Source organism: Streptomyces kanamyceticus, assembly GCF_008704495.1.
Taxonomy (GTDB): domain Bacteria; phylum Actinomycetota; class Actinomycetes; order Streptomycetales; family Streptomycetaceae; genus Streptomyces; species Streptomyces kanamyceticus.
Genome location: NZ_CP023699.1, coordinates 8,238,795 through 8,251,720 on the forward strand (window position 1 = coordinate 8,238,795; position 12,926 = coordinate 8,251,720).

Below are 12,926 nucleotides of genomic sequence, written 5' to 3' on the forward strand. Positions count from 1 at the left end.
CATGCGTACGTCCGTCATAGCGGCTGCCGCGGGGACCCTGGCCCTCGCGCTCGGCCTCACCGCCTGCGGCGCGGGCTCCGACAGCGGCTCGGGAGGTTCCGGCGACAAGCTCGTCGTCGGAGCCACCCCGACCCCGGCCGGTGAAGTCCTCGCGTACGTCCAGAAGAACCTCGCGAAGAAGGCGGGCCTCGACCTCCAGATCACGGAGTTCACGGACTACGTCACGCCGAACACCGCGCTCCAGGAAGGCTCCCTGGACGCCAACCTCTACCAGCACACCCCGTACCTGACGGACTTCAACAAGTCCAAGAAGACGGACCTGGTGCCGGTCACCGAGGTGTACCTGCCGCCGATGGGCGTGTACGCGAAGAAGACCAAGGACGTCGCCGACCTCCCGGCGGGCGCGACCGTGGGCGTTCCCAGCGACACGACCAACGAGGGCCGGGCACTCCAACTGCTCGCCGCCAAGGGCGTCATCGGGCTCAAGAAGGGCGTCGGCGGCACCGCGACGCCCGAGGACATCACGTCCAACCCGAAGAAGCTCACGGTCAAGCCGATCGACCCGGCACAGCTGCCGCGCTCGCTCGACGACCTCGACGCGGCGGTCATCAACAACAACTACGCGCTCGACGCCGGACTCAGCCCCAAGAAGGACGCGATCCTCCTGGAGTCCGCGAAGGGCAATCCCTACAACAACATCCTCGCCGCCAAGAAGGGCGACGAGGACGACCCGCGGATCAAGAAGCTGGCGAAACTGCTGACGTCGCCCGAGGTGAAGAAGTTCATCGAGGACACGTACAAGGGGTCCGTGCTGCCCGTCGCGGCGGGCTGAACGGCCTCCCGCGCGCGGGACACATAACAAGACACCGACGGGGTCCTCTCCTGAGACGGGAGAGGACCCCGTGGTGCGTCCGCGCCCGCACATGTTGCATGCTGGTCACTTCAGAAGGCCTGAAGGTGAAGGCTCTTCAGGTTTCTATGAAGGTTATGGAGCGGCGCATGACTACGGCCTCCTCAGGGTCCCCGGAGTTTCCTGACATCTCCATCAGCACGGAGAGGTTGGTGCTGCGCCCCCTCGAAGAGGCGGACGTCTCCGCGTACACGGAGATGATGAACGACGAACTCGTCACGGCCTGGACCTCCGTGCCCGAGCCCTACACCGAAACCGACGCCCGCACCTGGATCACCCGCCTCGCCCCCGCCGAGCGCGCCGAGGGCCGCGGCATCGTCCTCGCCGTCACCGAGTTCCTCACCCAGCGCCTTGTCGGCATCATCCAACTGCGCGCCACCGACTGGCGGGTGCGTTCCAGCGAGCTGAGCTACGTCGTCGCGCCCTGGGCCCGCGGCGAGGGCTACGCGTCAGAGGCCGCGCTCGCCACCGCCCAATGGCTCTTCCACGACCAGAAGTTCGAACGCATAGAGCTGCGCACCGCCGCCGACAACACCGCGGCCCAGCAGGTCGCGCAGAAGATCGGCTGCATCAGCGAGGGCGTCCTGCGCGGCGCCTGGATAGCGCGTACGAGAAACGGCGGCGACCCGTTCGGCGGCTGGCTCGACACGCGCACCGACCTCATCGTGTGGAGCCTGCTCCCCGAGGACATCGAAGGCGTCTCCGAGAGCCTCGCCGACAGCGGCTTCTCCGCCTACTCCGACTGGAACTGAGCCGGGCCCGCCCGGGCCGGGTCCGTCGGGGCCCCCGCCCCGCAGCACCGGGGCGCCGCCGGGGCGCCACCAGGTACGCTCGCCCCTGGCCGCGTGCGCGGTCACCCCTGCCACCGCCGCCCCGCACGGACGCCCCGCGAGACCAACAGGAGACAGACGACGATGGCCGACCGGGTCACGGTGATCGGCTGGGACGGCACGCCACTGACCGCCGCCGCCCGCTCCGCGCTCGGCGCGGCCACGCTCGTGGCGGGCGCCGCCCACCACCTGGCCCTGGGTGAGGTCCCCGCCCGCGCCGAACGGATCCGCCTCGGCAGCGTCTCGCTCGCCGCCCGCCGCATCGCCGCCCACCGCGGCACCGCCGTGGTCCTCGCCGACGGCGACCCCGGCTTCTTCGGCGTCGTACGCACCCTGCGCGCTCCCGAATTCGGCCTCGAGGTCGAAGTGGTGCCCGCCGTCTCCTCCGTCGCCCAGGCCTTCGCCCGCGCCGGGATGCCCTGGGACGACGCCGAGGTCGTGGTCGCCCACCGCCGCACCCTGCGCCGCGCCGTGAACGTCTGCCGCGCCCACCCCAAGGTCGCCGTCCTCACCTCGCCGGGCGCGGGCCCCGCCGAGCTCGGACTGCTGCTCGACGGCGTCCACCGCACCTTCGTGATCTGCGAGGAGCTCGGCACCGACCGCGAGCAGGTCTCCGTGGTCACCTCCGACAAGGCCGCCGACCACGCCTGGCGCGACCCGAACGTCGTCATCGTCATCGGCGGTTCGGGACCCGGCGCCGCGGCCTCCCGGGACACCGGCTGGATCACCGGACGCGAGCCGGGCACCGGGCCGCGCGGCTGGGCGCTGCCCGCCGCGGAGTACGGCGGCGACATCTGGCTCGGCGAGGGCGAGACCGACCGGCTGCGCTCCGCCCAACTCGCCCGCCTCGGCCCGCGCGTGGGCGACCTGGTCTGGGACATCGGCTGCGGCAGCGGCGCCTTCACCGCGGAGGCGGCCAGGTTCGGCGCCGCGGTGATCGCCGTCGACCGCGACCCCGACGCCCTGGGCCGCACCACGGCGGCGGTGCGCCGCTTCGGGGTCCAGGCGCAGACCGTGCACGGCGTCGCCCCGCACGTCCTGGAGGACCTGCCCGAACCCGACGTCGTACGGGTCGGCGGCGGGGGAGTCGCGGTGGTCTCCGCGGTCGCCGACCGGCGCCCCGAGCGCATCGTGACGCACGCCGCGACACGCCACGCCGCCGAGCTCATCGGCAGGGATCTGACCGAGCACGGATACGCCGTCGAATGTGCCCTCCTGCAGTCCGTGGAGCTCGACACACGCGCCTGGCGCGAGGAGAAGCGGACGGTGGTATTCCTGCTCTCCGGGCGGCTGCAGGACCGTTCCCCGTGACCCGGTCGGCGTACGGCGCGGGGTAGGCTGGCCGATCGTTGTACCGCACCCGGGTGTCCAGCAGTTCGTTGGCCAATGTCCGGAAAGCTCGCCCGTTTTGAGGGGTGTGTGTGGTACGGCAGGACCGGAGGACGCGCAACGTGGCGCAGTCCACAGTGGGCCGTGGCCGATCAAGCTGCCGCGGCGGCGGGCCGACCGGGACAATGCCTGTTGTCCGGTAAGCGGTTCGTGCCGCGCGGCGCGCACGCTCGTTGAGGATGACGGGCGGTTGGTGCGCCGCTCCGGGCAATGGGGCCTCCCCGGCCGAAGGCTGAGGGGCGGTCGAAGACGCACTAACCGATGGGCGAGGGGTTACGCATGACCGACACCGGCCAGGTCCCGGCCGAGGGGCTGCCGGAGAACGCAGGCATGGTGGAACAGCCGGGCGTCCCCGCGCCGGGTGCGTACACCTTCCTCGACCCCTCCGACAGCCCCGCCGATGACGACGACCTGCTGCTGATGCCGGGCGCCCAGGGCGCGTGGAGCGAGGCACAGTCGGCGCAGCAGCAGGGCCACACCCCGGCGCCGGGCCACGCCCAGGCCCCCGGTCACGCGCAGGCCCAGGGCTACGCCCAGGCTCCCGGCCACGCGCAGGCCCCGGGGCAGGCCCAGGCCTCCGGCCACGTGCAGGTTCCGGGGCACGCCCGTCCGGGGGCCGTGCACCAGCCCGGTCCGCACGAGACCGCGGGCCGGGACAGCGGCTCCTTCGACCTGAACGGCATCCGCATGCCCGGCTCCCCGCCCGCCTCGCCCCACTCGGGCCCCGCCCGCCGCCCGCTGCACCGCGGCCCCTCCGGTCCCGCCGTGCCCGACGGCGCGGGCAGCCCCGTGCGCTCGCTCGCCGACCGCGGCCCCGCCGGGGCGACGCCGCCGCAGCACGCCGTGCCCGTACGTCACGCCGGTCCGCCGACCACGGGACCCGAGTACCTCGACATCCCGCGCGATGAGGCGGGGATGCCCTCGCAGGGGGCTACGCCGTGGACGGCGCAGCCGTCCGGGCCGCAGGGGGCATACGCCGCACCAGCAGAAACGGTCGTCCCAGGTGACACGGGGGCCTCGGGGGCCTCGGGGGTCCCGGGGATCTCGGAGGTCTCGGGGATCTCGGAGGTCTCGGATGACACATCCGCACCGCAGACCACAGAGGCACCGGAGGTGTCCGCCTTCGAGCGGCCCGTGGCGGCGCCTGAGCAGGGGCTGTCCGAGCAAGCGCTGCCCGAGCAGGTGCTGAACGGGCAGGAGCAGTACGCCGCACAGGGCGCGGATGTCGCGCAGGGCATTCCGGCCGCGCCGGTCTCTCCGGTCTCCCAGACCACTCCGTCCACTCCCGCCCACGGCACCCCGGCTCCCGGCGCCGTACTCCCCGGCATGCCCGAGCACGCCGCCTTCCCGCAGGCAGCCGATGCCGCGGAGGCCGCGGACATCGCCGACGAAGAGGCCAGGGCCATGGCCGAGGCCCAGGCCGTCTCCGCCGCGCAGGCGGACGCCATGGCACGGGCCGCCGCCCACGCGCAGGCCGCCCCCGGCGCCCACGCCGAGCAGCCCGCCTTCGCCCAGGCCGTGCCTGCCGCCGCCGTCGCGCAGGCGCCGTTCGCCGTCGCGTCCGCGCAGCCGTGGGACGGCGCGCGCATGCCGCACGCCGACGAGTCGGGTCAGCAGCCCGTCTTCGCCCCCGACGCCGCGCAGGGCGTGCCCGTCGGGATCGGCGCGGTCGGCGCCCAGCGCATGCGCGCGGCCGACGGCGGCCACCCCGCGGAGGCCCGGCACGCCGCCCAGGGCCCGCACGTTCCCGACCCCCAGGACGTCGCGGCACCCATGCCCACGTCGCTCCCCGGCCAGCACGGGGCACACGGTGCGCACCAAGCACCCACGCCCATCGGCCAGTTCGTGCCGGTGGACGGCATGGTCCCGACGACGCCGCACCTGGCGCCGACGCCGCCGCACCCCCTCTTCGTCCCCCAGGAGGACCCGCCGGCCGAGGCCGAAGCAGTCGCCGTGGACGCCGAGCAGGCCCCGGTTCAGGGCGCACCCGCCGAAGCGGTCGCCACCCCCATCGCCGTACCGCCGGTGGAACAGCCGGGGCAGCAGGGACAGCCGGAACAGCGGGAAGAGTCGGGAGAGCCGGAAGAGGCCCCCGCAGCCGTGCCCGCGCCGCGCGAAGGCGGCGATGCCGCGGCGGCACCCACCGCCGAGGGCCCCGACGCGGCCGCCGCGCCGCGGAGCGTGGCCCCGGAGAGCGAGACCACGGGCGAAGCCGTGGGAACCGTCGAGGCGGCGCCGGTCACGCCGGTCGCCCCGGCGGAGTTCCCCGCGGCGCCCGAGACGGCCGACCTGGCCGAGGAGTTGGACGAGGCCGACGAAGTCATCTCGTTCGAGCCGATCGATGCGAACGAAGTGACGGAAGTGGCCGAAGCACCTGAGATGGCCGTAGCGCCCGCAGCACCCGTAGCGCCCGCAGTACCGGAAGCGCCCGCAGTACCCGAGATGCTCGGTGCCCCCGAAGCACCCGAGGGGCCCGAAGCCTTCGCGGCACCGGCAGCCCCGGAAGGACCCGAGGCCCTCGCGGCGCAGGAGGCGACCGAGATCGCCGATGCCCCCGCGGCCCCCGAGGCTCCCGTGCCCGCAGGAACCCCGGACGCGGCCGAGGTGTTCGAGGTCCCTGAGGCCCCCGAGGTCCCTGAGACCTTCGGTGCCGATGAGCAGCCCGTCGCCGAACAGCCTGCCGAGGAACCCGTCGACGAATCCGGCGACCCGGCCGCCGCCGAGCCCCCCGTCGCCGTGGGCGCCCCCGCCCCGGCCTACGAGGACGCCGAGCGCGAGGCCGTCCTGCGCGTCATGCGCGAGCGCCGCGACATCCGCAACGGCTTCCGCAGCGACGCCATCCCGCACGAGGTGCTGCTCCGCGTCCTGGAGGCGGCGCACACCGCCCCGTCGGTCGGCCACTCCCAGCCCTGGGACTTCGTCGTCATCAAGTCCGCGGAGACCCGGCGCACGATGCACGAACTGGCCATGCGCCAGCGCGACGCGTACGCCAAGTCGCTCCCCAAGGGCCGCGCGAAGCAGTTCAAGGAACTGAAGATCGAGGCGATCCTCGACACCCCGGTGAACATCGTCGTCACCGCCGACCCCACCCGCGGCGGCCGCCACACCCTCGGTCGGCACACCCAGCCGCAGATGGCCCCGTACTCCTCGGCGCTCGCCGTCGAGAACCTCTGGCTCGCCGCCCGCGCCGAGGGCCTCGGCGTCGGCTGGGTCAGCTTCTTCGACGAGCGCGAGATGGTCCGCGCCCTCGGCCTGCCCGAGCACCTGGAGGTCGTCGCCTACCTCTGCGTCGGATATGTCGACGAGTTCCCGGACGAGCCCGAGCTGATGCAGGCGGGCTGGTCCAAGCGCCGCCCGCTCTCCTGGGTCGTCCACGAGGAGACGTACGGCCGCCGCGCGCTGCCCGGCGAGGACCCGCACGACCTGCTCGCCGAGACCGTCTCCAACATCCGCCCGCTGGACGCCAAGGCGCTCGGCGAGGCGTGGGAGCGCCAGAAGCGGATGACGAAGCCGCCGGGCGCGCTCGGCATGCTGGAGATCATCTCCGCCCAGCTCTCAGGCCTGTCCCGGATGTGCCCGCCGCCCATCCCGGAGCCCGCGGCCGTCGCGATCTTCGCGGGCGACCACGGCGTGCACGCCCAGGGCGTCACCGCCTGGCCGCAGGAGGTGACCGCGCAGATGGTCGCCAACTTCCTCGGCGGCGGCGCGGTCTGCAACGCCTTCGCCAACCAGGTGGGCGCCGAGGTCTGCGTCATCGACGTGGGCGTGGCCAGTGAACTCCCGGCCACGCCGGGCCTGTTGCCCCGCAAGGTGCGCGCGGGCACGGCCGACATGACGACCGGACCCGCGCTGACCCGCGAAGAGGTCAAGGCGGCCATCGAGGTCGGCATCGAGACCGCCCGCGACCTGGTGGCGGCGGGCAACAAGGCGCTGCTCACCGGCGAGATGGGCATCGCCAACACCACGGCGTCCGCGGCCCTCATCTCGGTCTACACGGACACCGACCCGTCCGAGGTCACCGGCCGCGGCACCGGCATCAACGACGAGATGCACACCCGCAAGGTCGAGGTGGTCCGCCGCGCCCTGGACCTCCACAAGCCCGACCCCGCGGACCCGATCGGCGTTCTCTCGGCGATCGGCGGCCTGGAGCACGCGGCGATGGTCGGCCTGCTGCTCGGCGGCGCTTCGCTGCGCACCCCGGTCATCCTGGACGGCGTCAGCGCGGGCGCCGCGGCCCTGGTGGCCCGCGCCATCGCCCCCGAGGTCCTCGCGGCCTGCATCGCGGGCCACCGCAGCGCGGAGCCGGGCCACGTGGCGGCCCTGAACAAGCTGGGCCTGCGCCCCCTGGTCGACCTCGACCTCCGTCTCGGCGAGGGCACCGGCGCCCTGCTCGCCCTCCCGGTGGTCCAGAGCGCGGCCCGTGCGATGCACGAGGTGGCGACGTTCGACTCGGCGGGCGTCACGGAGAAGTAGTTTCGCGGTCCCCATCCGTGCCGCCCGTCCATGACGGGCGGCACGGATGGGCACAACGCTCCGTCGTCGGGCACCATGACCGCGACGTGAGACTGCCGCCATACTGAAACCCGCACGTCAAAGAGCCGCCCCACCGTCGCAGCGGCAGCCGCACCGAACGCCCCGCACGAGGAGCCCCCAGCCATGTCCACGGCCGAAAACCCCGCCTACCCCGTAGGCCTCCGCCTCACCGGCCGCCGCGTCGTCGTCCTCGGCGGCGGCCAGGTCGCCCAGCGCCGCCTCCCCGCCCTGCTCAACGCGGGCGCCGACGTCCTCCTCGTATCCCCGTCGGCGACGCCCTCAGTGGAGGCGATGGCCGACGCGGGCGAGCTCACCTGGGAGCGCCGCCGCTACGAGAGCGGTGACCTGCACAACGCCTGGTACGCCCTGATCGCCACCAGCGACGCCGAGGCGAACACCCAGGCGTCGGCGGAGGCGGAGGCGCACCGCGTCTGGTGCGTGCGCTCGGACGACGCGGAGGCGGCCACCGCGTGGACCCCGGCCACGGGCCGCTCCGAGGGCGTGACCGTCGCCGTACTCAGCAGCGACCTGCACGACCGCGACCCGCGCCGCACCGCGGCGATCCGCGACGCGGTCGTCGAGGGCCTGCGCGACGGCAGCCTCGTCGCCCCGCACCTGCGCGTGCGCACTCCGGGCGTCGCGCTCGTCGGCGGCGGCCCCGGCGACCCCGACCTGATCACGGTCCGAGGGCGCCGCCTGCTCGCCGCGGCGGACGTCGTCATCGCCGACCGCCTCGGCCCCCGCGACCTCCTCGACGAGCTCCCGCCGCACGTCGAGGTGATCGACGCGGCGAAGATCCCGTACGGCCGCTACATGGCCCAGGAGGCGATCAACAACGCCCTGATCGAGCACGCCAAGCAGGGCAAGGCCGTCGTCCGCCTGAAGGGCGGCGACCCCTACGTCTACGGCCGCGGCATGGAGGAGCTCCAGGCACTCGCGGAGGCGGGCATCACCTGCACCGTCGTACCCGGCATCTCCAGCTCGATCTCGGTTCCCTCGGCCGCCGGCATTCCCGTCACCCACCGCGGCGTCGCCCACGAGTTCACGGTGGTCAGCGGCCACGTGGCCCCGGACGACGAGCGCTCCCTGGTCGACTGGCAGTCCCTGGCCAAGCTGCGCGGCACCCTCGTGATCCTCATGGGCGTCGACAAGATCGGCAAGATCGCCGAGGCCCTGATCGCCCACGGCAAGGCGGCCGATACCCCGCTCGCCCTGATCCAGGAGGGCACGACGGCGGCCCAGCGCCGCGTCGACGCGACGCTCGGCACGGTCGCCGACGCCGTGCGCACCCACGAGGTGAAGCCCCCCGCGGTCATCGTCGTCGGCGAGGTCGTGAAGGTCGGCCCGGCGCCCGCCGCCTGACCGGCCCCGCGCCGTCGCCCGACAGGCCCGGAAGCCCCCGAACGTAACCAGCGGTAACGCGACCCGCCCCCAGCCGTTGGCACCACACCCAGGACAAGGCAGTATCACCCTGTGGCTGATCTCATCACCGTCGACGATCCCGACGACCCGCGCCTGCGCGACTACACCGGACTGACCGACGTCGAACTGCGCCGCAAGCGCGAACCGGCCGAGGGACTGTTCATCGCGGAGGGCGAGAAGGTCATCAGACGGGCCAAGGACGCCGGGTACGAGATGCGCTCGATGCTGCTCTCGGCCAAGTGGGTCGACGTCATGCGCGACGTCATCGACGAACTCCCGGCCCCCGTGTACGCGGTGAGCCCGGACCTCGCCGAGCGCGTCACCGGCTACCACGTGCACCGTGGCGCCCTCGCCTCCATGCAGCGCAAGCCGCTGCCCACCGCCGACGAACTCCTCGCCACCACCCGCCGCGTGGTCGTCATGGAGGCGGTGAACGACCACACCAACATCGGCGCGATCTTCCGCTCCGCCGCGGCCCTCGGCATGGACGCGGTCCTGCTCTCGCCGGACTGCGCCGACCCGCTCTACCGCCGCTCGGTCAAGGTCTCGATGGGCGCCGTCTTCTCCGTCCCGTACGCCCGCCTGGAGTCCTGGCCCAAGGGCCTCGAAGGCGTCCGCGAGGCGGGCTTCAACCTCCTCGCCCTCACCCCGGACGAGAAGGCCAAGTCCCTGGACGAGGTGGCACCGCACCGGATGGACCGCGTGGCGCTGATGCTCGGCGCGGAGGGCGACGGGCTCTCCACCCAGGCCCTGGTCGCGGCCGACGAATGGGTCCGCATCCCGATGGCGCACGGCGTGGACTCGCTGAACGTGGGAGCGGCGGCCGCGGTCGCCTTCTACGCGGTGGCGACGGGCCGCCCTCAGCTCTGAGGGGCGCCGTCCCCGGAATCGACCCGCAGGCCGTGCGACTGCTGCGACTGGCCCGGGTGTACGTCGGTGTCCCCGAGGCCGCGCGCGGGCCCCTGGCACCCCTGCGCCGCGGCGATACCGAGGGCCACAAGCAGCGTCACGACCACGAACACGAAGAGCCGCTGGCGCAGCAGCCGGGGGTTGGCGGGCCCCCGCCGCCCCGTACCCGTGGTGCGCGGCCCCTGCCGCCCGGTGCCGCTGCGCGGCGGCTGCCTGTTGCCGGAGCGCGTGGTGTTCCTGGGCGCGCCGGGGCGCGATCCTGACCGCGACGCACTCGGCCGCGACGTGTGGGGCCGCGCCGAGCCGCCGGTCCGCGGCGGGGGAGTGGCGCCGGGCGCCGCACGCCGCTGGGTGCGCTGCTCCGCGTAGTCCTCGGCGAGCCGCCCCGTCGGCCGGTCGTGGTCCTGGCGCGGCGCGGGCGGCCGCACGTCGCCGAGCCCCTGGGCCTCGCGGGCGGCGATCTCCTTGAGCCTGAGCGACAGTTGGAGCGTGCTGGGCCGCTCCTCTGGGTCCTTGGCGAGACAGGCCCTGATGAGCGGGGCGAGCGCGTCCGGCACCCCGCCCAGCTGCGCCTCCTCGTGTACGACGCGGTAGAGCATGACCTCGGAACTGCCGTGCCCGAAGGGCGAGTCCGCCATGCCCGCGTACGCGAGGGTGGCCCCCAGCGCGAAGACGTCGGTGGCGGGCGTGACGGCGGCGCCGCGCACCTGTTCGGGCGCGAGGAATCCGGGCGAGCCGACGGCGGTACCGACGTGGGTGAGCGTCGAGGCGCCCGTGGCCCAGGCGATGCCGAAGTCAATGATCCGCGGCCCCTTGGGGGACAGCAGGATGTTCGACGGCTTCAGATCCCGGTGGACGACACCGGCCTCGTGCACGGCCACGAGCCCCTCGGCGAGCGCGGAACCCACCACGGCCACGTCGGCGGCCGAGAGCGGGCCCTCGGCGGCGACCTTGTCGTGCAGCGAGGGCCCGGGAACGTACTGGGTGGCGAACCACGGCCGGTCGGCGTCGAGATCGGCGGCGACGAGCCGCGCGGTGCAGCCGCCCCTGATGCGGCGGGCGGCCGAGACCTCCCGCGCGAACCGCGACCGGAACTCCTGATCCTCCGCCAGATCGGGCCGGATCACCTTCAGGGCGACGCGCTGCCCCCGCCGGTCCGACCCCAGATAGACAACCCCCATGCCGCCGGCGCCCAGGCGCCTGTGCAGCCTGAACGAGCCGACGACACGCGGGTCCTCGCGCCGGAGCCGCATCATCGCCATGTCCATCCCCGCTACCCGGTCCGTCTGACGAGCCACAGCTTACGTTTCCGCGGGCGAGCACGTGCAGAGGCCGCGCCCTCGCGGCCCGATCGATTGTCAGTGCCGGATGGGAAACTTGAAGAGTGGTCAGAACACGGGGGACGAGGGGCCGTCAGCACCACCCCGATCCCCAACCATCCATCGCTGAAGGGGGATTGATCCCGTGAAGGGTGATCGCGTGGAGATAGTCGTGGACGCCGGGGACACGACGCGTACGTACGAAGTGGTGGCGAGCCGGGCGGGCCGCCGGGTGGAGACGGCGGTGCGCAGGGGAGTGGTGGAAGTGAGCGAAGTCACCCGCAGCGGCTCCGTGGTGCGTACGGCGCGCTTCATGGCGACCCGCGTCCTGGCCCTGGTCGAACAGCCGGTCCCGAGGGAGGACAGCTCGGAAGTAGTGCCCCGACCCCTGCGGGAAGACCCTGAGTCCTAGGACTCCGTCTCCACCCACGGGAGTACACGCACCCCGGTCGGTCATCCTCCGGGAGGCCCGGCAATCGGTACGAGGGCATGACGTGGGGGAAGCCCCGCGCACCTAGATTTGAGGTCAAGCGGCGGGTGGCAGCACTCGTCCCCCGAGGTCAGTTACTCGCCGCTGCCAAATTCACATCGAGATCGGTCAGGAGAGGAACCATGGCGGACACGGCACCGCGGACGATGCTCCGCACGCAAGGGCGCAGGTTCTCGGCGTTCGGCGTCCGCCCGTCCGGCACGCGCCACCCCTTGGTGGCGACGGCCATGGTCCTTCCCCTGGCAGCCCTGCTCGTAGTCGTCTTCGGCGGCTGGGAAGCAGTGGTCACACAAGCGTCGTCCGTGGGCGTGATGCTAGGGCGCTGAGCGGCGCCCCAGGCCCGGAAGAGCGGTCCGGGCGGGGACATCCGGCCATGAAACCCCGTGGGGACGGGGGTGCGGCGGACGGCACGACAACCCGCGCAGCTGGGGAGCTGCGCGGGTTGTTTCTTTTCCCCACGGGCTCCGTGCCTGCCCGCCTGTATCTCCGCGACGGACCGTCCCTGTAGGAGCAACCCGCCTCGGCTTCGGCTGTGGGGCGGGGCCGCGGCGGTATGTCCGTCCTCGCCGTCCCAGGCGCACCGCCACACTTCGGGCACCTCGGAACGAGGCCCCCAGTGCTCCGGGCGAACATACCGCCACGTCCCCTCGGGCCGGATGGCGACTGCGGGCCGCTGCCGCCCCCGCCCCCGCCTCCCTCTGTGGGCGACCGCGCGCCGGTGGGCTACCGCTGTGGGCGACCGCGCCGATGGGCCGGACCCGGTGGGCAGGGCCGCTCCCGCTGTGGGCAATCGTGCCGCTGGGCGAGTGGGGTCTCCCCTGCTCGAGCGAAGCCGAGAGCTTGGGGAAGGGTGGGCACAGTCCCCGTCGCCGAGGAGCGAGGACGGGGGCGCAGGCCACGGCGCGGGTGTGGGTGGGGACACCCCCACCGGCCCGCAGCCGCCCGCGCTCCCGAGGGGACGTGGGGGTATGTGCGAACGGAGCACAGTGGAGACCGGGGCACGGAAGCAAGCCCAGTAGCCCCCGCCCCGGGATGGCGAGTACGCACATACCCCCGCGGCCCCGCCCCCAAGACGAACCCAAGGCGACACCAGCCCAGAGGAACCCGCTGCGTACGCTCACTCA

9 protein-coding genes are annotated in these 12,926 nt (G+C 73.5%); 8 read left to right on the forward strand and 1 reads right to left on the reverse strand.

The features are described 5' to 3' along the window. Position 1: 1 nt before the first annotated feature. The 6 genes from CP970_RS35895 to CP970_RS35920 all read left to right on the forward strand — a co-directional run bounded on the left by CP970_RS35895 (position 2) and on the right by CP970_RS35920 (position 9,954). On the forward strand, positions 2–832 hold the full coding sequence (locus CP970_RS35895) for a MetQ/NlpA family ABC transporter substrate-binding protein (protein WP_055548349.1): 831 nt from the start codon (positions 2–4) through the stop codon (positions 830–832). Positions 833–999: 167 nt separating this feature from the next. Next, the gene (locus CP970_RS35900; RefSeq protein ID WP_055548359.1) at positions 1,000–1,662 is read left to right on the forward strand and encodes a GNAT family N-acetyltransferase; all 663 of its coding nucleotides are present in this window, start codon (positions 1,000–1,002) and stop codon (positions 1,660–1,662) included. Positions 1,663–1,824: 162 nt separating this feature from the next. Then, positions 1,825–3,051 (forward strand): precorrin-6y C5,15-methyltransferase (decarboxylating) subunit CbiE, encoded by a 1,227-nt coding sequence (cbiE, locus tag CP970_RS35905; protein ID WP_055548352.1) that lies wholly within the window; start codon positions 1,825–1,827, stop codon positions 3,049–3,051. A 357-nt stretch (positions 3,052–3,408) separates the two neighbouring features. Beyond that, a complete protein-coding gene (cobT, locus tag CP970_RS35910) occupies positions 3,409–7,602 on the forward strand; it encodes a nicotinate-nucleotide--dimethylbenzimidazole phosphoribosyltransferase (RefSeq protein ID WP_150494406.1) in 4,194 nt (1,397 codons plus the stop codon). Positions 7,603–7,785: 183 nt separating this feature from the next. Continuing rightward, the gene (cobA, locus tag CP970_RS35915) at positions 7,786–9,024 is read left to right on the forward strand and encodes a uroporphyrinogen-III C-methyltransferase (protein WP_055556477.1); all 1,239 of its coding nucleotides are present in this window, start codon (positions 7,786–7,788) and stop codon (positions 9,022–9,024) included. A gap of 111 nt (positions 9,025–9,135) precedes the next feature. Next, positions 9,136–9,954 (forward strand): TrmH family RNA methyltransferase, encoded by an 819-nt coding sequence (locus tag CP970_RS35920; protein WP_055556479.1) that lies wholly within the window; start codon positions 9,136–9,138, stop codon positions 9,952–9,954. Here CP970_RS35920 and CP970_RS35925 read toward each other — a convergent pair. Then, positions 9,945–11,261 carry a serine/threonine-protein kinase gene (locus CP970_RS35925; RefSeq protein WP_055556481.1) on the reverse strand — a complete coding sequence of 439 codons (1,317 nt, stop codon included), beginning with the start codon at positions 11,259–11,261 and terminating at the stop codon, positions 9,945–9,947. The two genes, CP970_RS35920 and CP970_RS35925, sit on opposite strands and share 10 nt — an antisense overlap. A gap of 196 nt (positions 11,262–11,457) precedes the next feature. On the opposite strand from CP970_RS35925, the gene CP970_RS35930 reads away from it, so the two are divergent. Beyond that, the gene (locus tag CP970_RS35930; RefSeq protein ID WP_055556483.1) at positions 11,458–11,724 is read left to right on the forward strand and encodes a hypothetical protein; all 267 of its coding nucleotides are present in this window, start codon (positions 11,458–11,460) and stop codon (positions 11,722–11,724) included. Positions 11,725–11,924: 200 nt separating this feature from the next. Continuing rightward, positions 11,925–12,128: a hypothetical protein gene (locus CP970_RS35935; RefSeq protein WP_055556485.1), complete on the forward strand. Its 204-nt coding sequence runs from the start codon at positions 11,925–11,927 to the stop codon at positions 12,126–12,128. Positions 12,129–12,926 lie beyond the last annotated feature (798 nt).